This window comes from Enterobacter sp. B79-1, assembly GCF_057444735.1.
In genome coordinates, this window is sequence record NZ_JBYAZJ010000003.1 from 488623 (window position 1) to 509470 (window position 20848).

22 protein-coding genes and 1 tRNA gene are annotated in these 20848 nt (G+C 54.5%); 7 read left to right on the forward strand and 16 right to left on the reverse strand.

Annotated features, from left to right (window positions below; translation table 11 throughout):
• The first annotated feature begins 93 nt into the window (after nt 1–93).
• From cutA to AC2T6E_RS12760, 4 genes are all read left to right on the forward strand, one after another.
• Nucleotides 94–417, forward strand: coding sequence for a divalent cation tolerance protein CutA (gene cutA / locus AC2T6E_RS12745; RefSeq protein ID WP_010427778.1), 324 nt, complete (start codon nt 94–96; stop codon nt 415–417).
• Nucleotides 393–2102 (forward strand): protein-disulfide reductase DsbD, encoded by a 1710-nt coding sequence (locus AC2T6E_RS12750; protein WP_486692033.1) that lies wholly within the window; start codon nt 393–395, stop codon nt 2100–2102. The genes cutA and AC2T6E_RS12750 overlap by 25 nt, the downstream gene beginning before the upstream one ends.
• A gap of 49 nt (nt 2103–2151) precedes the next feature.
• Nucleotides 2152–2727 (forward strand): transcriptional regulator, encoded by a 576-nt coding sequence (locus AC2T6E_RS12755; RefSeq protein WP_089601520.1) that lies wholly within the window; start codon nt 2152–2154, stop codon nt 2725–2727.
• Between the two features lie 117 nt (nt 2728–2844).
• Nucleotides 2845–2920 (forward strand) — tRNA-Phe (locus tag AC2T6E_RS12760).
• A gap of 374 nt (nt 2921–3294) precedes the next feature.
• Here AC2T6E_RS12760 and AC2T6E_RS12765 read toward each other — a convergent pair.
• Complete coding sequence (locus AC2T6E_RS12765; RefSeq protein ID WP_010427781.1) at nt 3295–3615, reverse strand: FaeA/PapI family transcriptional regulator; 321 nt, start codon at nt 3613–3615, stop codon at nt 3295–3297.
• 168 nt (nt 3616–3783) lie between these two features.
• Between AC2T6E_RS12765 and AC2T6E_RS12770 the strand changes: the two genes are divergently transcribed.
• From AC2T6E_RS12770 to AC2T6E_RS12780, 3 genes are read left to right on the forward strand one after another with little or no spacing between them, the layout of a single operon-like run.
• Nucleotides 3784–4512: a winged helix-turn-helix domain-containing protein gene (locus AC2T6E_RS12770; protein WP_108417908.1), complete on the forward strand. Its 729-nt coding sequence runs from the start codon at nt 3784–3786 to the stop codon at nt 4510–4512.
• Nucleotides 4505–4972 carry a FidL-like protein gene (locus AC2T6E_RS12775; protein ID WP_108417909.1) on the forward strand — a complete coding sequence of 156 codons (468 nt, stop codon included), beginning with the start codon at nt 4505–4507 and terminating at the stop codon, nt 4970–4972. The genes AC2T6E_RS12770 and AC2T6E_RS12775 overlap by 8 nt, the downstream gene beginning before the upstream one ends.
• 51 nt (nt 4973–5023) lie before the next feature.
• Nucleotides 5024–6196, forward strand: a complete 1173-nt coding sequence (locus AC2T6E_RS12780; RefSeq protein WP_174339250.1) for an HD domain-containing protein — start codon at nt 5024–5026, stop codon at nt 6194–6196.
• A 36-nt stretch (nt 6197–6232) separates the two neighbouring features.
• Here AC2T6E_RS12780 and AC2T6E_RS12785 read toward each other — a convergent pair whose 3' ends face one another.
• The 15 genes from AC2T6E_RS12785 to AC2T6E_RS12855 form a co-directional block, all read right to left on the reverse strand.
• The gene (locus AC2T6E_RS12785; RefSeq protein WP_029484976.1) at nt 6233–6970 is read right to left on the reverse strand and encodes an SDR family oxidoreductase; all 738 of its coding nucleotides are present in this window, start codon (nt 6968–6970) and stop codon (nt 6233–6235) included.
• A gap of 1 nt (nt 6971) precedes the next feature.
• A complete protein-coding gene (locus AC2T6E_RS12790) occupies nt 6972–7223 on the reverse strand; it encodes an acyl carrier protein (protein WP_108417911.1) in 252 nt (83 codons plus the stop codon).
• The gene (locus tag AC2T6E_RS12795) at nt 7210–8013 is read right to left on the reverse strand and encodes a hotdog family protein (RefSeq protein ID WP_416719773.1); all 804 of its coding nucleotides are present in this window, start codon (nt 8011–8013) and stop codon (nt 7210–7212) included. The genes AC2T6E_RS12790 and AC2T6E_RS12795 overlap by 14 nt, the downstream gene beginning before the upstream one ends.
• Nucleotides 8010–9263: a beta-ketoacyl-[acyl-carrier-protein] synthase family protein gene (locus AC2T6E_RS12800; protein ID WP_100165653.1), complete on the reverse strand. Its 1254-nt coding sequence runs from the start codon at nt 9261–9263 to the stop codon at nt 8010–8012. Before AC2T6E_RS12800 ends, AC2T6E_RS12795 begins: the two co-directional genes overlap by 4 nt.
• The gene (locus AC2T6E_RS12805; protein ID WP_486692041.1) at nt 9253–10623 is read right to left on the reverse strand and encodes a TolC family protein; all 1371 of its coding nucleotides are present in this window, start codon (nt 10621–10623) and stop codon (nt 9253–9255) included. The genes AC2T6E_RS12800 and AC2T6E_RS12805 overlap by 11 nt, the downstream gene beginning before the upstream one ends.
• Entirely contained in the window at nt 10620–12551 is a 1932-nt protein-coding gene (locus AC2T6E_RS12810; RefSeq protein WP_486692043.1) for an ABC transporter permease, read from the reverse strand. Before AC2T6E_RS12810 ends, AC2T6E_RS12805 begins: the two co-directional genes overlap by 4 nt.
• Before the next feature lie 3 nt (nt 12552–12554).
• A complete protein-coding gene (locus tag AC2T6E_RS12815; protein WP_108417916.1) occupies nt 12555–13706 on the reverse strand; it encodes an efflux RND transporter periplasmic adaptor subunit in 1152 nt (383 codons plus the stop codon).
• Nucleotides 13696–15810, reverse strand: coding sequence for a peptidase domain-containing ABC transporter (locus AC2T6E_RS12820; RefSeq protein ID WP_486692046.1), 2115 nt, complete (start codon nt 15808–15810; stop codon nt 13696–13698). Before AC2T6E_RS12820 ends, AC2T6E_RS12815 begins: the two co-directional genes overlap by 11 nt.
• Before the next feature lie 2 nt (nt 15811–15812).
• Nucleotides 15813–16769 (reverse strand): ABC transporter, encoded by a 957-nt coding sequence (locus tag AC2T6E_RS12825; RefSeq protein WP_320742936.1) that lies wholly within the window; start codon nt 16767–16769, stop codon nt 15813–15815.
• Between the two features lie 4 nt (nt 16770–16773).
• Entirely contained in the window at nt 16774–17442 is a 669-nt protein-coding gene (locus AC2T6E_RS12830; RefSeq protein WP_120159870.1) for a DsbA family protein, read from the reverse strand.
• 56 nt (nt 17443–17498) lie between these two features.
• On the reverse strand, nt 17499–17699 hold the full coding sequence (locus AC2T6E_RS12835; RefSeq protein ID WP_042714040.1) for a DUF4762 family protein: 201 nt from the start codon (nt 17697–17699) through the stop codon (nt 17499–17501).
• 89 nt (nt 17700–17788) lie between these two features.
• The gene (locus AC2T6E_RS12840; protein WP_120159869.1) at nt 17789–18448 is read right to left on the reverse strand and encodes a DNA-binding response regulator; all 660 of its coding nucleotides are present in this window, start codon (nt 18446–18448) and stop codon (nt 17789–17791) included.
• A gap of 23 nt (nt 18449–18471) precedes the next feature.
• Complete coding sequence (locus AC2T6E_RS12845) at nt 18472–19011, reverse strand: fimbrial protein (protein WP_427353904.1); 540 nt, start codon at nt 19009–19011, stop codon at nt 18472–18474.
• 18 nt (nt 19012–19029) lie between these two features.
• Entirely contained in the window at nt 19030–20073 is a 1044-nt protein-coding gene (locus tag AC2T6E_RS12850; RefSeq protein WP_108417922.1) for a fimbrial protein, read from the reverse strand.
• An 18-nt stretch (nt 20074–20091) separates the two neighbouring features.
• Nucleotides 20092–20805, reverse strand: a complete 714-nt coding sequence (locus AC2T6E_RS12855; RefSeq protein ID WP_174339256.1) for a fimbrial biogenesis chaperone — start codon at nt 20803–20805, stop codon at nt 20092–20094.
• Nucleotides 20806–20848: the final 43 nt, after the last annotated feature.

The following is a 20848-nucleotide window of genomic DNA, read 5'->3' on the forward strand; positions in this document are numbered from 1 at the left end:
TAGTTAAAATCGGGCCGCTCTGCGGCCCGTTTCATTAATGACCAACTGCCTTGCGTGATATAGTGAAGACTTTCGTGATGAGGAGGTCGACTTGTGAACACGCCTGATGCTGTTGTCGTACTGTGCACCGCCCCTGATGAAGCCACTGCCCAGGATCTCGCCGCCAAAGTGCTGGCCGAAAAACTGGCTGCCTGCGTGACGCTCCTCCCCGGTGCCACCTCCCTTTATTACTGGGAAGGCAAGCTGGAGCAGGAGTACGAAGTCCAGATGTTGCTCAAAACCAATCCGGCAAATCAGCAGGCGCTACTCGACTGCCTCAAATCTCATCATCCTTACCAAACTCCGGAACTGCTGGTGCTGCCAGTGGTCCACGGCGATAACGACTATCTCTCATGGCTCAACGCTTCCTTACGCTGATCCTGCTGCTGTGCAGCACGTCAGCTTTTGCCGGGTTGTTTGACGCACCCGGCCGTTCGAACTTTATTCCTGCCGACCAGGCGTTCGTTTTCGACTTTCAGCAAAACCAGCACGATCTCAATCTGACCTGGCAGGTGAAAGAGGGCTATTACCTCTACCGCAAGCAGGTGAGCATTACGCCCGCCCAGGCTAAGGTGGGCGCACTGCAGATGCCCGCGGGCGAGTGGCACGAGGACGAGTTCTACGGTAAGAGTGAAATCTACCGCCAGCGCTTAAGCGTGCCCGTTACGGTGAATCAGGCCGATAAAGGTGCAACGCTGACGGTGACGTATCAGGGCTGTGCCGATGCGGGGTTCTGCTATCCGCCGGAAACGAAGGTCGTGCCCCTTAGTGAAGTGAATGCTGCCGCCGCTATTCCCCCTCTCCCCTCAGGGGAGAGGGCCGGGGTGAGGGGTGAAGGTGAAGCCGCTGCAGACCTTCCGTTCTCAGCACTCTGGGCCTTACTGATCGGCATCGGCATCGCCTTTACGCCGTGCGTCCTGCCAATGTACCCGCTCATTTCCGGCATCGTGCTGGGCGGCAAGCAACGCCTCTCCACCGCACGTGCGCTGCTGCTGGCCTTCATCTACGTGCAGGGTATGGCGCTGACCTACACCGCGCTCGGCCTCGTCGTCGCCGCTGCCGGATTGCATTTCCAGGCGGCGCTTCAGCACCCTTACGTGCTTATCGGCCTGTCAGCGGTGTTTATTCTGCTGGCGCTGTCGATGTTTGGCCTGTTCACGCTGCAGCTGCCCTCCTCGGTGCAAACCCGCTTAACGCTGATGAGTAACCGTCAGCAGGGCGGATCGGCAGGCGGGGTGTTTGCGATGGGCGCGATAGCAGGGCTGATCTGCTCCCCTTGCACCACCGCGCCGCTGAGCGCCATCCTGCTGTACATCGCCCAGAGCGGCAACATGTGGCTCGGCGGCGGGACGTTGTACCTCTATGCACTCGGCATGGGCCTGCCGCTGATTCTGGTGACGGTATTCGGCAACCGTCTGTTGCCAAAGAGTGGCCCGTGGATGGAGACGGTAAAAACCGCGTTTGGCTTTGTGATTCTGGCGCTTCCTGTGTTCCTGCTGGAGCGCATCATCGGTGATGTGTGGGGCATTCGCCTGTGGGCAATGCTCGGCGTGGCCTTCTTCGCCTGGGCATTTATCGTCAGCCTGGGCGCAAAAAAAACGTGGATGCGCCTGGTGCAAATTCTTCTGCTCGCCGCTGCGCTGGTAAGCGTGCGTCCGCTACAGGATTGGGCGTTCGGCTCACCCGTTAGCGAGACGCAGGCGCACCTGAATTTCACGCAAATTAATAACGTGGATGAACTCAACGCCGCCCTGACGCAAGCCAAAGGCAAACCGGTGATGCTCGATCTCTATGCCGACTGGTGTGTCGCCTGTAAAGAGTTTGAAAAATACACCTTTAGCGATCCGCAGGTACAACGTGCCCTGAAAGAAACGGTTCTGCTCCAGGCGAATGTGACAGCCAATAATGCGCAGGATAAAGCGCTGCTAAAACAACTTAACGTTCTTGGGCTGCCAACGATTCTGTTCTTCAATGAGCAGGGCGAAGAGCAGCCGATGCAGCGTGTAACCGGGTTTATGGATGCGACGGCGTTCAGTGCGCATTTGCGCAATCGCCAACCGTAAACAACACTTTAGACGGGACAAACCGTTGGGAATAACGGAGGAGAAAACCGTGCAACGTGAAGACGTACTGGGACAAGCCCTGCAATTACTTGAGATTCAAGGGATCGCCAGCACCACGCTTGAGATGGTCGCCGACCGTATCGATTACCCTCTGGACGAGCTTACCCGCTTCTGGCCCGATAAAGAGGCGCTGCTTTATGACGCCCTGCGCTACCTCAGCCAGCAGGTGGATATCTGGCGCAGGCAGTTGATGCTTAATGAAGAGCTCACGGCAGAGCAAAAGCTGCTGGCGCGTTATACCGCCCTGACGGAATGCGTCAGCAACAACCGCTATCCGGGCTGTCTGTTCATCGCCGCCTGTACGTACTTCCCCGATCCTGGCCACCCCATCCATCAGCTGGCGGATCAGCAAAAACGTGCGGCGCATGATTTTACCCACGAACTGCTGACCACCCTTGAAGTGGATGACCCGGCGATGGTGGCGAAGCAGATGGAGCTGGTGCTGGAAGGTTGCCTGAGCCGCATGCTGGTGAACCGTAGTCAGGCGGATGTGGATACTGCTCACCGTCTGGCGGAGGACATTCTGCGCTTTGCCCAGTGCCGTATGGGCGGGGCACTGACTTAAGCCAGCATTCTGCGTCGACGCACAAACCGACAGACTGCCGCAAAGTTAAGCAGTTGAATCGCTTTTCCCGAAATAGTGTTGACGATCGGGCGGGTTTGCGGTTTAATGCGCTCCGTTGCCCGGATAGCTCAGTCGGTAGAGCAGGGGATTGAAAATCCCCGTGTCCTTGGTTCGATTCCGAGTCCGGGCACCACTATTTAAAGAACCCAGCCTATGGCTGGGTTTTTGCTTTTCTGCACCTGAAAAAAACATTCGCTTACCTCCCTTAAGATGCCTTCTTTGGTCAAACAGACGGTGCTTCCTCATCACGGCAACCCTGATGCAGAGATGCACGTGCCGCATTTACGAAATGCGGGGCATTCAGTCGTAAAAGCAGCAATATTATTCTGAGTCAAAAAAACATAAAGACATTATGCTTAATACCGGAACATTAAAAATTTTATTGGGAATTTTCTTACCACCCTGCGAGATTATAATTAGTATTTTTCAAAAGTTTTAGACATATCTATTTGACTCCTGCCCCATTGTTGCAAATAAAAATACCCCTTGTTAGAATGCGAACATAATTTATGTCGCTTTCTTTGATAAAAACCACTGATGATGTTTTTGCATTTTATCCCGTATAACCTGGCCATATTTTTCCAGCGGAAGAAGTAAGTGTCTAACTTTATAAATTGAAATACCGCACAGATCGGCAAGCTCCCTGGTGGAAAGACCGCGCGTACTATGATCTTTCAATAAATTGAGAATCAACATTTGTTCCGGCCCTCTGATCGTCGCCAGACCACTTATTCCCATTTCCGCCGCTAACATCTGCAGATTGTCGTGAGGGGCGTTGTAGCCTGGATGTACAGCACCCGGGTTGTATGAACACTGTGAGAGTTTCATTGTCGACTCCTGATTTTTGAAGGCGTTAGCAGTATGAAATCCCTTGAGTCAACCAGCAACATTAGCTTTAGATGAAAGTAAAAACAGGATTTTTATCTGACTTTCATGCTGTTTTATCAAAAACAGTCGGTATGTGAGAGAAAAGTAAGGCTTAGGGAGGAGAGGGAAATGAGGTACGATATTGAGGGATTTATCACTTTTGATACAGAGGATGCATCTCTCCTGAATCTGCTGACCGGAGATTGCGTTGAATTATCCCAGACTTCTACGCGTCTGTTAGCAGAATTACTCAACCACCGCGGCGATATCCTTTCCAGGAGTGAAATTTTCCATTCGGTATTTGATCAATACGGTGCCAGAGCATCAAATAGTAATCTAAATCAATATATCTCTACGTTACGCAGAAACCTGAGCGACCTGGGCGTAGAAAAAGAGATCATTACTACCGTTCCGCGCATTGGTTTCAAGATTGCGGATGACGTCGTCATCCATAACGATCGCGAGTATCGAACCCCTTTTCTGGAAGAAAAAGCCCCCGATCCCACCCGCAACCCACCTTCTCCTTCTTTTTTTGAAAGGATTGCCCGAATAATGACGCTGGGTTTTGTATTAATCCTTTTGTTAATTAGGCCTCATAACGTCGATTCCGGGGAGGATATACATAAAATCGTTGACGACCAATGCATTATCTTTACCTCCCCCGCCCTGACGCTATGGGATGTCAAAAATAGTTTTAATTTTACAACGCAACCGTTCGACTGCTCACAGCCTAAAGAATTGTATCTTTACAAAAAGCAGATAAAAGGAGCGCTGGGGAATATTATACATTTGCTTCTGATTGAGTGTAATAACGGCAACTGCGAAAGTTTTTATTACAGAGAAAAAACCAATGTCTAAGCGCGTCTTTTTCCTGTTCCTCTGCCTCGGCCTCTCCCTGGCGGGGGGGATTTTTTCGTTTACCAGACCCTCTACTTTCTCATGTGAGTCGCAGTTTTCTGTTGTACAAAACATCAATGACGATACTATCCATGCTGAAGGTCTGATTTTTTTCAACATGTCGAACGATAATATATTTATCAATATCGATGGTTTACTTTCTCATAACAATAAAAACCAACTTATATCACGCACGCTAAAGATAAAATATAAACCGTTTAACGCCAGCGCACATTTATATCAAGTCACAAGCGTCCTTACCCTGCGCGACAGTACAGACAATATTGACGACAGTGTCGCTCTGAACTTATTGTTTGGCAAAGGGTCTGATGACAAGATAATTTACCTCGATAAATTCAATAATAATACAATACTCTTTGGTAACCACACATTCCCGCAGTATGGTTGCAAGCGAAATTAATTTGTGTGGTTTTCTTTAACGAAGCACAGCGTAAGTTAAATTTTCAATATCATGAATATAAACTTAATAGAATCACTGGCTTGCATTTCAAAAATAATAGACATGATCAACCCCCGACTTAACTTGCATCATGTCAGAACGGCGTATATTGCCTGGCTTCTGGCACGTGAGTCGCAGTTTACGCCTGCGCAATGTCGGAAAACACTGCTGGCAGCCCTGCTTCATGATATCGGAGGACTGAACGAAGAGTCTCGTCTCCAGCCCATGAGCTATTACGATAATGAACTCAATAATCACGCCGCTGTGGGGGCTGAATTACTGGCCAGTGTTCCTTTACTGAATCCATTACATGCAATAGTACGCTATCATCATACCCATTGGAAAAATGGTCGAGGCGCATGTGTTAATGGCGTAAAAACGCCTAAAGAAAGCCATATCATCTATCTGGCGGATCGTCTGGATGTTTTAATCGCACACTATCGTGCTGGCGATATCATCACGGCAAAAGAAGAAATTATAAAAATCATTGTCAGCGGTGAAAGTGAATTATTTCAACCAGAATATATCAACGCATTTCGAAGGGTCGCAAAAAGCGAACACTTTTGGCTAAGAATAAAATCAACCGCATTTGACGATTATATTAAAGAAGTCCCCCGCATTCATAACGACTTCATCTCTTTACATAACTTCCGTGATATCGCCGGTATGCTGGCGTTTATTATTGATGGCTTCAGTCAACATGGCGTTCAGCATTCTTTGGTGGTTGGGAGAATATCGGGATACCTTGCCAAAGAGATGGGTATTCCTCCTGTGCAGTGTCTGAAAATTGAAATCGGGGGGCTGTTGCATAATCTCCCAACGCTGGCCGTGTGCGCCGCACCGGCACATGCCGATGGGGGTAATACCGTGTGGGATGAACTCTATCCTATCGAAGCAATCCGAGACATTGCCGGGTGGTGTCAGATTCAGAAATCGGTAGATGCAAAATCAGCCTATCCCCCGGAAGTGACGATCATCAAAGCCAGTATCTGGCTGGCCTCCTTACTGCAGGGAGTCACGCTATCGTCGGAATTTAAGGCTCGCGTGGCTGAAACGGCGGAAATCACGCCCGAGCTGGCGGGGATCGTGCGGCAACACAGTGCTATTTTATTACAGATATTCCAGGAATCTGTTAAAGAACGACGCGCGCTGGTACAGCGAATTAATCAGCTGAGCTCGTCATGAGCCGCGAGAAGTAGCCCTTCTCGCGGTTGCCTTACCTCAGACTGACAAACCTCCGTCCAGCACCAGCGTTTGCCCCGTGAGATAGCGGCTCCCTTCTCCGACCAGAAAGGCAACCGCGTGCGCAACGTCCTGCGTTTGCCCCAGACGGCGTAAGGGAATGTTCTGCCGCATAGCTTTCAGGCGGGCCTCAGGGATAGCCTCCACCATTTCTCCCTCAATGAGTCCAGGTGCCAGACAGTTTACCCGAATACCAAACCGCCCCATCTCCTGAGCCAGTGAACGCGTCAGGCCAATCATTGCCGCCTTACTGGCCGCATAAGCCGTTTGCCCGCTGTTGCCCTTTATTGCCGTGACGGACGACATGAGCACGATGGCTCCGCGCCCCTGCATCATCATGGCGGGCAAGAGAATTCGGTTCCAGTTCACGAGCGCAACCAGGTTGTTCGTCAGCACATCCTGCCAGTCGCGTGCCGTTTGATGAATATGCAGTGCGTCACGGGTCATTCCGGCGTTGTGAATAATCGCCGCGGGTGCGCCAAACTCATCAAGCAGCGACATCGCCAGTCGTTGAACATTCCCCTCGTCGCGACCATCGCAGCGGTAACCTTTAACCCAGGTTGACGTGTGCAGTTTGCGCGCCTGCGCCAGCGTGCGGCCAATACCGGCCTCACTGCGGCCGGTAAACACAATGTTCCAGTCTGGCAACAGGTGGCTCACCAAAGCCTGACCAATTCCTCTGCTGCCACCGGTGATCAACATCCATCTCTTTTCCATCTCAGCCGGCCATTTCCTGTTCGATGTACAGACTCAAATCGCGGAGGGTCATCGGCTGCTTTTTCATAAACATTTCAGCCGTGAGGGTCACATCAAACTCGCGTTTCGCCAGCACCATCAGTTCAACATAATCGAGGCTGTCGAGCTCCAGCTGCGGCAGCGTCGTGTCCGGCGTCAGCGCCTCCAGCGTCATATCTTTCGCATCGGCAATCATTTCACTGATTTTGCTGTAGATGTTTTCATACGGTTTCATTTGCATTTCCTTTTGTCAGCGGGCCGACTTTCAGCGTCACGGCACTGCTAATGTAGTGTTGTTGATAGCGGGTTTGCGCAGCAATTCGCACCACTGCACCCTGTAAAAGATCGCCGACCACCATGGCGGGTAATGTCTCGATCTCAAGAGGTTCTGGTAAAAGCACCGACTGCCAGGGCGCGAGCAGATGGCTGTCGAAAACAACCTCCTGATGGGTTTGCACAACGGGATAGCGGGTGAATAGGGCGTCCAGCGTGCGACCAGCTGGCACCAGCGATGCAATGACGTTCTGATCTAACAGCGCGGTATCCTGAAGAAGATGGCGAAACAGCAGCGCATCAAGAAAATGCCACTGCCGGGCATCGGGAAGCAGAGGCAAAAAAGTCTGATGCAGCGCGGCAATCGTTGACGCGCCGAGTTCTCGCTGACTTTCTGCTTCTTCCACAGCGAAAAGACTCACCGGCACGATAGTGCATGAGAGGCAGACTTTCTGCGCGGTAAGATCGTGCACGGCGGCTGAAACGGGCTTATTCGAGTCGCGCATCAGAAGATAATCGGTGTCCCGCCACAGCGGTCTGCGCAACCGCACGGTACACTTCAGAAAGGGTGAGCGGCGAACCTCCGGGCTAATGAAACGTTTAACATCCAGCAATGCGCGCATACCGTGAACGCTGAGCCTGCTTCCGCCCTGCGATTTCACCCATGCCTTATCGAAATGCACCGGATTGTAATCCCCTGAAAATGCAGCCCACAACCGTGCGTCCCGCTGGCTGTAATGCAGCGTCATCATGAATGTTTCTCCAGAATTAACGCCGCGTTTGCGCCACCAAACCCAAAGCTCAGGTTGAGCGTACGGCGGATATTCGCGGTACGATGCCCTTCCACAACATAGTCAAGGTCGCAGCGCTCATCGGCCTGCTGGAAATTGGCCGTTGCGGGAATCATTCCGTGGGCGATGGCCTGCAGGCAGACGATGCTCTCGAACGAGCCTGCGGCTGAAATTAAGTGTCCCGAGTAGGATTTCGTACTGGAAATGGGGATAGACCAGGCCGCATCCCCCAGCGCCATTTTTAGCGACTGCGTTTCGTTGATGTCGTTCAGCGGCGTCGAGGTACCGTGAGCGTTGATATAGTCCAGGTGCCCGGGTTCAAGCTCCGCCTGCCGCAGCACGGAGATGATGGTTTGCACGCGCGCAAGGCAGTCTTCGGCGGGCGAAGTAAAATCCCAGGCGTCAGAGAAATTGGCGTAACCCGTGATTTCACCGAGAATAGTTGCTCCTCGCGCGATCGCCCCCTCGCGCTCCTCCAGACACAGCACCGCCGCGCCTTCTGACAGCACGAATCCATTACGGTGCGCGCTGAAAGGACAGCTGGCGCGCCGCGGATCCCGCGCCTCTTTGCTCAACGCCCCTAATACGTCGATATTCCAGATCGCACAGGGACTCGTCAGAGACTCCCCGGCGCCTGCCAGCATCATCTGCGCCCTTCCGGTGCGGATCACCTCGTAGGCTTCGCCAATCGCGATCGTTCCCGTCGCACAGGCCGCCACAACGGTATTCTGAAAGCCGTTAAGCCCCCAGAACTGGCTGCAGGCGGCAGTGGTGACGCTCGGCATCGAATAAAAACAGTTAAAAGGCGAGGCGAAACCCGTTGCCGAAAAATCACGTTGCGCATCGTAACTTTCGTCCAGCCCTCCCCAGCCGGTGCCCATGATCGCTCCGCAGTCTAGCGGGCTGTAGAACTCCTGCGGTGGCTGGTCACCAAAGGCCATCGCCATGGCCTGACGCGCCGCGCCAAACGTGAGCCGAGCAAACCGCGGCAGGCGGCGTCTGACGGCGGCCGGCACCCCGACCAGGCTGGGTTCGTTATCCACCAGCCCAAGAAAATGGGTTTTGATATTCTGCGCCGTGTAATCGACGTAACGATACCCAAGCTGGTAGTTCACGATCGCCTGCCAGCTCTCATCAGCCGTCACGCCAAGGGGTGTAACGGCGCCATAACCGGTTACAACAACCCGCTTATCTCCATGTTTAAGCTTCATCTTTCATTATCCTGTATTGCGTGTCGCCCCCTTGCGCCAGCCAAAGCTGCAGCGTGGCGTAAAGGTAGTCGTATTGGATTTGCGCGAGGGCGTTCTCTGTGGTCAACAGTTCGTCCTGCGCGTCGAGCAGCGTCTGGAAATCCACCGCGCCTGCGCGATAACGGTTTTCCGTGAGGGACAATCGCCGCTGGCTCAGGGCCTGCGACTGAAGTAGCCTGGCGCGTTGCTCATCTGCGCTTAGCCGGTTTTCCATGGCCTCATCCACTTCAGCGAGTGCGGTATAGGCGGTAGAACGGAAAGCGACCGCAGCCAGTTTTGTCGCTAAATCCGCCTGCTCAACGGTGAGCTGGCGGGTATTCCACTGGATAAACGGCAAGGCCAGCGCGGCTCCTGTTGTGAGGATTGGGTCGCGGAACCACTGACTGAAAACCTGGCTTCCGGCATTCAGAGACGCATCAAGAGAAAGCGTGGGGTAGAACTGCAGGCGAGCCGCGTCATAACCCGCAAGCGCTGCGCGCAGGCGCGACTCGGCAGCCTGAATGTCAGGCCGCTGAGCGATCGTCCGCAGCGGCGTTGCGCGCGAGATGGGCACCTGCTGATGGACATCCAGCGCGATCGATTCATCCGCATGTTGCTCGGCTGGTCTGTTGAGCAACAGCGCTAACGCATTGCGTGTGTTCTGGCGCTGCTGAACTAAGGTTCTGAGCTGATTTTTCCGCTCCAGCAGCGCCTGCTGTGCTTGCAGAACATCAAGCTGCCCTACTTTTCCGGCGTTAAACCACGACGCCACCTGCTGTACGGTCTGTTCCGAGATCGTCAGGCCGTCACGCTGGTTGCGGATCTGCTGGTTATACAGGGCGATGCGCCAGTAAAGCTGGGCAGTGGTGCCGATAGTAGAAAGAACAGTCGCATGGTAATCCTGCTCGCTCGCCCTGGCCTGCCATTCACTCTGCTCACGGGTACGCGCCAGTTTCCCCCACAGATCCAACTCCCAGGCGATGGCAATACCGCCGCTGTAGCTCTCCTGTGCAGGTGTCCCGTGACGCACCGTTTTACTGTTGCTGACGGAACCGCTCGCCCTGACGTCGGGGGTCACGTTGGTGCGGGTTAGCCCTGCCGCAACGCGTGCCTGCTGTAGCGTGATGGCTGCCGCCGCGAGATCGTTATTGCTTTCCAGCACCTGTTCAATGACCCGAGACAGGCGGGCATCGTTAAAACGCCAGCCGTTTTCCGTTTCCTTCTCCGACGTCGTGGGCCACCCTGTCGGTAATGACAGCATTGGGCGCTGGTAGTCGCTGCGGGTCATCGCGCTACACCCCGCCAGGAGTAGCAGCGCGGCTAAAATGAGGTGTCTTGTCATTCGCGAGCCAGCGCCTCTGTGGGGTTAAGGCGTGCCGCACTGCGCGCCGGGAAATAACCAAACGCCAGGCCAATCGCTGCGGAAAAGCCGCAGGCCATCAGCACCGGGAAGACGGTAAACACCATTGAAAATGCATCCGTCACGAAGGCAAAAAATTGCCCCACCAGCCAGGCCCCTAACACCCCAGCCAGGCCGCCGAGCGCGCAGATCATCACCGCTTCGATGAGAAACTGATTCATGATGTCCGCGGGACGCGCCCCTACCGATAATCGAATGCCGATTTCATGCGTCCGCTCCGTCACTGACACCAGCATGATGTTCATCACCCCCACGCCGCCCACCAGCAGCGAGATGGCCGCGATCGCGGTAATCAGAAGCGACATGGAGTCAGAGGTTTTTTGCATGGCATTCGCCAGCCGGTCATCGGTTTGAATAAAGAAATCTTTCCGCCCATGCTCCCGCAGCAGGTGACGCTCCACGCGCTCCGCGGCCTCCTGTGGCTCCAGCGGCGGCTGGAAACGGAGAACCAGCGACTCCAGCGGTATTTGCCCCGTCAGTCGCTGCTGCAACGCGGTATGAGGCACCCACGCTGCCATGAATCCCCCCACCACTTTCGGCCCCGGACGGGTGGCGACACCGATCACCCGCCACGGCGCACCGGTAATCTGCACAAGCGCACCGAGCGGGTTTTCCCCACCGGGGAACAGGGTATCCCGCCCGGTTTCATCAAGAATGATGACCGGTTCGCCATCCGCAACATCACGCGCCGTAAAGCCCGTGCCCTGGACAAAGCGCAGCCCCTGCAGGGAGAAGAAGTCTTGCGAAACACCGGACAGCATCATTGAGGAATCGAAGCCTTTGCGCACCGCAAGCGCCGTGCTGCTGACGATCGGCGAGACGCCCATCACCCACGGCAGCGTCTGCAAACTGCGCACGTCTTCCATCGACAGCGCATGCTCCATGTCCGGACGCGCGTTGCCCCATCCGGTTCCCGGGCGGATCTCAAGCGTCGTATTTCCCAACTTGCCAATCTCATCCATGATTGCCCGCCGCGCGCCTTCCCCTACTGCCATAGATGACACCACCGATGCGATGCCAATGATGATCCCCAGCATGGAGAGAAACGCGCGCAGCCGGTGCCCAGCCAGTGCACGCCAGGCCATACGAACAGATTCGCGAAGGCGCCGCGCCAGTGACGCTCGCCCGTTATCCTGCTCCGGCAGCGGTTTTGAGGGACAAGCCTTGGCGTGCTGAACATCGCTGATGATTCGCCCGTCACCGATCTCAATAATGCGCTGCGCCTGTCGGGCGACGTCGCGATCGTGGGTAACGATAATGACCGTGTGCCCGTCCGCATGCAGCTGATGCAACACGCCCATCAGCGCCTTACCGCTGGTGCTGTCCAGGGCTCCGGTAGGTTCGTCTGCCAGGATAACGTGCGCGCCGTTTATCAGTGCCCGACAAATGCTCACGCGCTGCTGTTGTCCGCCAGAAAGCTCCGCTGGACGGTGCCGTAGCCGGTTTTCAAGTCCGAGCTGAAAGGCCAGTCTCCGCACGCGCGCCGTGCGCTCCCGTTCCGACATCGCGGTGTACAGCGCGGGAATGGCAATGTTTTCTTCTGCGGTCAGATACGGCATCAGGTGATAGCGCTGGAAAATGAACCCCAAATAACGACTGCGCAGATCGGCAAGGTAGAGGTTATCCGCGCTATGCACCGGCGTGCCATTGATCAGTACCTCTCCGGAAGAGGGCCTATCCAGGCAGCCGATGATGTTCATCAGCGTGGACTTACCCGAGCCGGACGCCCCCACAATCGCCACCATTTCGCCGCGATGAAAGGTCAGTGAAATATCACTCAGCACTGCCAGCGTTTGCGTGCCCGCGTTAAATGTTCGGCAGACCTGCCGTAGAACGATAATCGGCTCCATCCGTTATCCTCCCTCCGCGTCTTGTGCCAGCACCACCTGGTCACCCGCCTGCAGCCCTTCAAGCACTTCGGCGTATTGACGGTCGTTAATGCCAATGCGGATAGTACGGGACTGTGTTTTCCCGTCTTCAACGGTGGTAATGGTGTAACGATCGCCGTCCTGCGCCTGGCCCAGCGCGGCAACCGGAACGCGCAGAACGTTACTGGCCCTGGCGATCTGAATAAAGACCTGTGCCGTCATTGACGTTTTGAGTTCACGACCGCCGTTCGGCACCTCGAACGTGCCGGTGTAGTAGACCGCCGCGGCCTGCGGGTTCCCGCCCATCCCTCTCTCGCCGGATGCTTCGATCGCGTCCTGCGGCGCAGGCTGCACATAGCCCATGGTGCTGGCGTAGCGTTTATCCGGGTTGGCAATGACATAGAAACTGAGCGGCTGGCCGGGATGAATTTTTTGGACGTCCGCCTCAGAGATACGCGTTTGTACCTGCATCGTATCGAGATCCGCCAGCACCAGGATGGTCGGGGCCGTTTGCGACGAAACGATGGTCTGTCCTTCACGGGTCACAATACCCAATACCTCGCCGTCAACCGGCGCGACAATGCGCGTATAGCTGAGGTTGGCCTGCGCCGTTTTCACCGCCATTTCAGCCTGTGCGATCTGCGCCTCGCTCACCTCAATCTGCTGTATCTGCACCGCGTATTGCGATCTGGCCTGCTCGAACTCGCTGCGCACGCCTGAGCCGTCGCGCTGCATCATGCGCTGACGATCCAGCTCCTGGCGGTAGCGCAGCAACGTTGCTTGCGCAGAGAGCTTTTGCGCTCGGGCGCTGGCGAGCTGTGCCTTTGTATTCCTGAGTTCCGACTCCTGCAACGTTGGGTCGATTTCCGCCAGCAGTTGCCCTTTTTTCACCCGCTCTCCCTGGCGAACATACAATTTACGCAACTGCCCGTTGACCTGAGCACCGACGTTAACCTGGACCGCGGGCTTCAGGATCCCCGTCACCAGCACCATCTTTTCGATGTCGCCGGTGCCGATAGTGTCCACGGCCAGGCGCGCATGCGGTGAGGGCGAGTCCATCACCACCCAAAACCCCGCCATCGCGGCGGCAAGCGCCAGACCGCAGCCCAGCATGACCCAGCGGGAATCAAGCTTCATTGCCACCCTCCTGCAGGCTGAGCCTGCCGCCAGCCAGGCGGTAAACCTGCTGAAAGCCCGATAAAACCTGCTCGCTGTGCGTGACCACAATCAATGACTTTCCAGCCCTGCGGCAGTGCGCGTGGACCGTTGCCATAACGATTGCCGAGGTCTCGTCGTCAAGATTGGCCGTCGGCTCATCAAGGAGCAAAACAGGACGTGAGCTGTACAGCGCGCGGGCCAGCAACAGCCGCTGACGCTGGCCGAGAGACAGCGCCGCGTGGCTCTCGCGGATCAGGGCATCCAGCCCCCCCGGCAATGCACGCACCACGTCACCCAGCGCAAGAGCATCAAGCAGAGCCTCAACCCGTCCGCGGTCGCGTTCCCGGTAGTACGCGTCGAATAAGGTGATGTTTTCACGCACCGAGGCGTTAAAGAGAATGTCCTCCTGGCTTTGCAGGCAGACATACTGCGCCAGCTGTGCGGCAGGCAGCGCGTTCCCGCCTGCATAACATCCTCCCGCCTGTGGGGAGAACAGCCCGGCTATCAACCGGAGTAAGGTGCTTTTACCGGCCCCCGACTCTCCCACAATTGCAATCTGCTCCCCTGACCGGAGCGATAATGAGACGGATGTGAGGACGGGCATGGCGGGATCGTACCCGTAGCCCAGCGCGTTAAAGTCCAAATCAGGCGCTGCATCCGCCGGCGGTATAGCGGTCAGCGGCGCGCGCGCATCGTCTTTCCGTGGCGCAAAAAGGGCATGCGCGCGGGTGTCGATTACTTGCAGCTGCGTTTTCTGAATGATGGCGTAGAAGATCCGCGTGACGTAGGAGGTAAAGATTTGCCGCAGGAAGCTGTAGGCAAAAAAATCGCCCAGCGAGATCAGCTTGCCGTGAACCATCGGCAGCACCACCAGCATAAAGGCCACCATCTCCAGGCTGCCGCTCAGCTGATACAGACCCTCTTTTACCTGTTGATAGACCTTCTGGCGCTGTAAGCACGTAAACAGTTCGCGGCTTAAGGCGGCAAACTGCCCCTGACGCTGCCCTTCCAGCCCGGCGGTTTTGACGGTCAAGATGCCCTGAAGGGTCTCCATAAAAAAATCATTCAGCGCGGCGCTTTTCAGCTGCAGCTGCTGGGTAAACCAGCGGTCGCGGATCACGGCCCAGACGCTGATGATCCCCATCACCGTCACGCCGATGGCGGAGATCGCCGCCAGGACCGGTGCGATCCAGAACATGATCGCCAGCGCGATCGCGCCTATCACCCAATCGGAACGCAGACCATTGTCCAGCTCGATCTTCTGCAGCAGGCCCATCTGCCAGGCGGTAAAGCGGCTGAAGATCTCCCCGGGGGCTCGTTTTTCAAAAAAACGTAGTGGGTTTTGAAGCAGACGGGAAAATCCGACGCCGCTGTGGATCAGCACAAACCGTTTGATGTAGCGTTCGCTGATCGCCCGAACGCCCAGAGCCATCAGCGACGAGAGCACAAACGCCAGGATAAACCAGCCGTACGGGAAGCTGCTGTTCTCCACGCTGGAGAAGGCCTGGTTGATGGCGCTACTGACCATCGTGGGCATCAGAAACAGCGTTAACGACACCAGGAAGGTCAACAGCATCAGCCGATAAATGCCCGGCTCGCCCGCCGTCTCCTGCATGCTCATCACCCCTGGCATGGACTGTACCGTTGTCGGCAGCGCCAGCCCGGGATCGGCGGCCAGCGCCTGGTCGGGTTCCACAATCAGGGCATAACCGCTGATCTCCTGCTTAAGCGCGGCAAAGGGCAGCCACTGCTCGCCAATCGCCGGGTTCATTACGCAGACGTGGTTGCCTTTACGCCAGGCCAGCAGGACATAGTGGCTCGCACCGTAGTGCAAAATGGCCGGCAGCGGCAGTTCACGTAGCTCATGGTGCTCAAACAGCACGGGCGTCGTCGCAATGCCTAAGCGCGCCAGGATGGCCACCAGCGTGTCCAGCGAAGTACCGTGATCGGAGGCTGGAAAAATGTCGCGCAGCGTTTCCAGTGAGATCGTCTGCCCCTGCGTTTGCGCCAGCATCGCCACGCACGCCAGCCCGCACTCGTTAGTCTCTTCCTGAAAGATCAGATTCGGGATCGTGGTTTTCATTTTTATAGTGAGTGATTAATAAAGTAGAGAGAATGGCTGTGCCAGAGGAGCCACTCCTGCGGGTGCTTTCGCAGGGTAGATTCAATGATGTCGGGCAGCACGCCGGCGACATTCTGACTGCTCACCGGCGGATGAATGTGGATGCGCAGGCCGTTGTCATAGCTGAGGTGATAAAACACCACCTGTGCGGCAATCGCGCCGGAAAGACGCACCAGACCGCTATGCAACTTTGCGCTGCGACCAAATAAACGACATGGCAGCTTCGCCACCCGCGCCCCTTCGGCCTGCGAGGTATAGTCGGGCGAGATATCGGGAAAAATAATCATGTTCTGCTGCCCGACGGCGACATCGGTGATGAGATCCATCAGGCTGCTGGCCAGCGTTTTGTTCTCCTGATGAATTGAACAGTAGGCGAGTGCAACGCCCCCGAGCGCCCGGGCGGGGGCGTTGTAAAGCTCAGCGCTGGAAGAAACCACCACGCTCGCTTTGCCCGGCGTGACGCTGGCACCGATAATGGCAGCCAGCACGTCAGATACCGTATGGAGCGGGGCCAGGATATAGGGCACGTTTTGCTGGTGCAGCGGTACGACCACCGCATCGAGATCCGCGGCGCAAGCACGAATTTGCTGAAGCAGCACCGGGTTTTGCCCCCAGGTGGCGGCCTCTTCCAGCAGGCGTCGCCGGACTGCCATCCAGGCCACGTCCAGCCGGGACGTTTGCCCAGTCAGGCAACGATAGTTTTCATTAGCCACCGCGTTTTGTAAGCGAAACGCGCGTCCGAGAAGCCGCGATGCGCAGAGTCCCTTCGCCACCACCAGCGTCACGGGGAGAGGCACGTATCGCATTATTTTTCGCAATAGAAAAATACCGCACTGAGAAAGCGTTCGCTGAATGACTTCAATTTTTCCCGCGCTATTTTTGACGCTAAACACGCTCCAGACAATGAATAATCTGATCACAGAATTATTTATCCTCTTTGAGCAGTTCCAGCATGCGCTGCGCAAACGCCGGGAATTCGCGGTCCTGCGCGACAACATAGCGTTGATTAATAATAAACATCGGCGTGGCGTTAATATCGTAGTAATCGGCAATAGCCGCCATTTCGCTGAGACGTTCTTTAACCTTTTTACTTTTCCTCAATGTCGTAAACTTGACGACATCAATATTATTTTTCGCTAACCAACCGTTCAGTTTTTTCTCATCCGTCAGATCGACGTTTCGCGTGATAATGGCGTTATACGCACTGTCGCGAACATCCCTTTCTATTCCCATCGCTTCCAGCGTGGCAAAGATTGGCGCATAGGCGGCAAGGCCATTATCCTCGCCTGCAATATGAATAGAGGTAAATGTGGTGTCAGGCGGTAGTTTACGGGTAAGTTCTGCAAGGTTCTCTTCGTTTGCCGCACAATAATGGCAACCGTAAGACATGACCTCGATAATACCGTGCTCTTTTTTTATCGGACTTTTCGCAAGCTTTTCGGCGCTGACCTCTCGAAAAGCCTGCGTCGCGGAATCATCTTTGGCAAAGGAATTAAAAACAAAAATATGATAGAAAAGCACCGTAATCGAAACGGAAATAATAATCAGAAAGATCGAATAACCGATCGCTGTTTTGCGCGTTAATGGGTTCACTCTCGTTTTCTCACAGTAGAAAAGCCTGGGGCAGCACACCCCAGGCAGTGCCGATTTTAATAGCGGTTAGGGATACCACCACATTTGCTTGAATCAGCATCTCTCATGCTGGTCGTGCAGCCATGCTTATCCGTACAGGTTGTGATCTGCTTACAGGAGGTGACACCACCAACGGTGACGTTCTGATACGTGATTTCACAGGTCTTGCAGGTTCCCCCTACAACGCCAGCGGCTTCAAACACTGTCAGTTTTTTCATTTCCGTTTTCCTTACTTCGAGTTAATGACGTGCAACAATTTGCACCGTTAAATCGGTAATGCGTTCTACCGAAAGGTTGGCTCACGGATTCAGGGCATAATGCCTCTAAATGCGGTGAATAAAGCGATATTGCTTCTGATATTCAGCCTCTTCATTAAGTGGCGCTTGATATAGCTCAAGCGACGGATATCGACATTTACTTCGTCTGATATTTGCGATAATGATTTCCCCTTAAATAACTCTTCCATCAACCACCACTCACTCCCTGAAATAGTGGGATCTCTGCTCCGGTCGTAAATTTTTTTTTGCGTATAGCTGACCAGCGATGCGCTAAAGCAACATCCCTGACGTTTTTTATCCAACAGACGCTGAAAAAACGGCATAATGCTCTCAATATTTTCATTTTTAAGCAGCCAATGCGCGGTGGGCAAAAGCGAATACAGTGCAAAAAAAAGAGGCATATTGTGTTTACTCAATAGCATAATCAGGCTTTTATTTTCATGCTGATAAAACTCTTTCATTAATTGCAGCGTATGGAGCCGCTCTTGCGGCAGGCTATCTAAATCACAGAGGATCCACATGCAACCCTCGTCGTTAACCTGATGCTGTAGTTGAGCAATCAGCTGATCGTAGTCATCCGTTAAGGAATATAAAACGTCCGCCTGTTCAGCAAGTAAGCTGGTAATAACCATTTTAATTCCTTGCGAATAAAAAATATTTTTATCGTAAAGAAAAAACTGATACCTCATGCTGCAGTTCCCTGTTAACGCCGCTACTGATAGTTCAATGTATAATTTGCGGTGGCGGTAAAAGGCCCTGTCGTTAACGTTCCGTTTGCAATGGCATCGGGTTCCGCTTCAACAAAGGCCTGGAAGCTTAGCCGTAACAGGGTGTCGTTGATGAGGGTGGGACGCGTGGCGACATTCAAACGCACGGGCGTATCATCCTCCTCCAGCAATCCTATCCCCACCCCGCCCGCATTGCCTGGGGCAGTGGCGTTAATAGCCAGCCGGTCCGCCATGTTGCCGTTGGCGATGCCGCTGAACGTCACCGTCACCGCGTTAAAGACATTCGGATTACAGTCCTGCAAGGTAATAGTGAACGGAACAGGTGTTGTTTTTCCGTTTATATACAATGACTTTGTTGATACCTCACCGAAATCGACCAGCACCCGCGCCGATTCTGGCGCAATACTGCAGGGGTAAGCCATTACGACGCCTTTAAAGCTAAGATCGCCACCAATCAACTCCCCTCGCGCCCAGGCGGGTGTCGCAGAAAAGGCCGTCAAAAAACAGGCGAGGATAATTATCATGAGATGCATATTCCCTCCTTACTGGAATTCAGCCACAACCGTCGCCGATGCATGGAATTCACCTTCAGGGATAACCGAGGTGGCATTTTTGGCCACCGGCGCGGCGATCAGGTTCCAGTCACCCTCGTTGTGGGAAAATCCCGGCACGTTATAGAACGTGTTTGGCACCACGGGATTACCCTTGCTGTCACGCAAAGCGATGCCCAGCTCAGACCGGTCGGCGGTTCCCTGGGTACTCAGGTATTTACCGTCAGTGAATGCCGGATTAGCCTGCTGGACCCCCAGCTTGATATTCAGTTCTCCCTGAGAAAAACTGCCGCCCTGGCATTTCACGTGAATCGGTACGTTTTGACTGTAATTGATGCCATCCAGCCTGCTGCCCGTTCCCGGAATGTTGCCGAAGTCGACGACGATGGGCGTCCCCTGATTAACAATGCATTTATCCGGTACGGTGATGACGCCGGAAGCGATGGTGACGCGCGACAGTGGCGTTTGCCCCATGGCACCCGGCCCCAGTCGACCATAAAGCGTTGCGATTTCGGAACCCTGTAAGTTCACCCCGTTGATAATGGGTTTGGTGATCATAAAGGTCACTTTTCCCTTCGCGCCGGAGGCAAACTGATTGTCCAGTATGGTGCTGGGGGGGTTGCAGTAGTTCTGATTGACGTTGTTGGAGACGTTATCGAACGGTACGGTTTTGTACTGCTGTAAATTACCGCCGATGTAGATCTCGATTTTAACGTCCATGTAGTCATTGAGCTTGAGGTAACCCGCCGTCATTCCTGATTGGGTTAACGTTGCCTGCGACATGTAATATACCGGCTGGCTTATCATCGGCTGTGCGCAGTACGCACGGCCCTGAAACATCCCGGCCAGGTCAAATTCGTCAATAACAACGGCACCGACCTGGTTGCTGGTAATGTCATGATTGCTAATGTTAATCAGGTATTCATAGGTACCATTTACCGCCTTAATTTCACCGTCCACCACGGACCACGCCGCCCCGGAAAATCCGAGCGTGCACAACGCCAGAAGGGCTGCATAAGGAAAAGGGTTTTGCATTGTCAGGCTCCTTCCTGATTAGCCCTGCTGGGCGGGGGGTAACGCCTTGCAGGTAGTGCCTTCACACCGGAATTTCAGCTCCGGATGCCCGCCATAATCATTCACAAACTTCATCGAAAACTGGCTAACGCCTGCATCCGTCACCTCAAACTTCTGGCTCGATTTAGGCGCAACCATGATCCCCGGGAAACGGGTAATTTTCTGCCCATCTGCCCTGGTCAAGCTGAGGATGGTCACGTAGTAAGGCGTGGGATTTTGCACGGTCATCTCGCTGCCGCTTTTGTGGAATACCAGGCGATCCTGCCAAACTTCCCCCTTTGTCTTCGGGATCACCGCTTCAGGGCGATAGAACAACTTGATGCGTGACTGCATTGCCAGCTGCAGCGTGTTGGGTTTTTCCGGCTTTGGTGGAATTTCCCTGACGTTGAGGTAGAACAGACTCTCTCTGTCCGTCGGCAGTTTGTCGATGCCCGCCGTTTTAGTGACGCGCGCTATCCCTTTCTGACCCCCATTAATTCGCTGCAACGGCGGGAGCACAATCAGCGGCGAGGCGATCTTATTGCCCTTTTCATCCTCTACCCACGACTGGGCCAGGAACGGAATATCCGGACTGGTATTAGACAGATTGGCGCTGGACGAAGACTCTTTCTCCGTAATGATGATGCGCGTCCGATCCAGAGAGACGCCCGCCTGCGCGTAGCCGTTCAACAGGCTCAGCGCACACGCCGCCATAAGATATCTGCTATGTCTGTTCTTGCTCATTTTTAGCCTTTAA

Excerpts from the sequence above, each read along its gene's own strand:
- AC2T6E_RS12750 (WP_486692033.1), top strand. The coding sequence starts at position 393 with ATGGCTCAACGCTTCCTTACGCTGATCCTGCTGCTGTGCAGCACGTCA.
- AC2T6E_RS12765 (WP_010427781.1), bottom strand. The coding sequence starts at position 3,615 with ATGAAACTCTCACAGTGTTCATACAACCCGGGTGCTGTACATCCAGGC.
- AC2T6E_RS12770 (WP_108417908.1), top strand. The coding sequence starts at position 3,784 with ATGAGGTACGATATTGAGGGATTTATCACTTTTGATACAGAGGATGCA.
- AC2T6E_RS12775 (WP_108417909.1), top strand. The coding sequence starts at position 4,505 with ATGTCTAAGCGCGTCTTTTTCCTGTTCCTCTGCCTCGGCCTCTCCCTG.
- AC2T6E_RS12780 (WP_174339250.1), top strand. The coding sequence starts at position 5,024 with ATGAATATAAACTTAATAGAATCACTGGCTTGCATTTCAAAAATAATA.
- AC2T6E_RS12785 (WP_029484976.1), bottom strand. The coding sequence starts at position 6,970 with ATGGAAAAGAGATGGATGTTGATCACCGGTGGCAGCAGAGGAATTGGT.
- AC2T6E_RS12790 (WP_108417911.1), bottom strand. The coding sequence starts at position 7,223 with ATGAAACCGTATGAAAACATCTACAGCAAAATCAGTGAAATGATTGCC.
- AC2T6E_RS12795 (WP_416719773.1), bottom strand. The coding sequence starts at position 8,013 with ATGATGACGCTGCATTACAGCCAGCGGGACGCACGGTTGTGGGCTGCA.
- AC2T6E_RS12800 (WP_100165653.1), bottom strand. The coding sequence starts at position 9,263 with ATGAAGCTTAAACATGGAGATAAGCGGGTTGTTGTAACCGGTTATGGC.
- AC2T6E_RS12805 (WP_486692041.1), bottom strand. The coding sequence starts at position 10,623 with ATGACAAGACACCTCATTTTAGCCGCGCTGCTACTCCTGGCGGGGTGT.
- AC2T6E_RS12810 (WP_486692043.1), bottom strand. The coding sequence starts at position 12,551 with ATGGAGCCGATTATCGTTCTACGGCAGGTCTGCCGAACATTTAACGCG.
- AC2T6E_RS12815 (WP_108417916.1), bottom strand. The coding sequence starts at position 13,706 with ATGAAGCTTGATTCCCGCTGGGTCATGCTGGGCTGCGGTCTGGCGCTT.
- AC2T6E_RS12820 (WP_486692046.1), bottom strand. The coding sequence starts at position 15,810 with ATGAAAACCACGATCCCGAATCTGATCTTTCAGGAAGAGACTAACGAG.
- AC2T6E_RS12835 (WP_042714040.1), bottom strand. The coding sequence starts at position 17,699 with ATGAAAAAACTGACAGTGTTTGAAGCCGCTGGCGTTGTAGGGGGAACC.
- AC2T6E_RS12840 (WP_120159869.1), bottom strand. The coding sequence starts at position 18,448 with ATGAGGTATCAGTTTTTTCTTTACGATAAAAATATTTTTTATTCGCAA.
- AC2T6E_RS12845 (WP_427353904.1), bottom strand. The coding sequence starts at position 19,011 with ATGATAATTATCCTCGCCTGTTTTTTGACGGCCTTTTCTGCGACACCC.
- AC2T6E_RS12850 (WP_108417922.1), bottom strand. The coding sequence starts at position 20,073 with ATGCAAAACCCTTTTCCTTATGCAGCCCTTCTGGCGTTGTGCACGCTC.
- AC2T6E_RS12855 (WP_174339256.1), bottom strand. The coding sequence starts at position 20,805 with ATGGCGGCGTGTGCGCTGAGCCTGTTGAACGGCTACGCGCAGGCGGGC.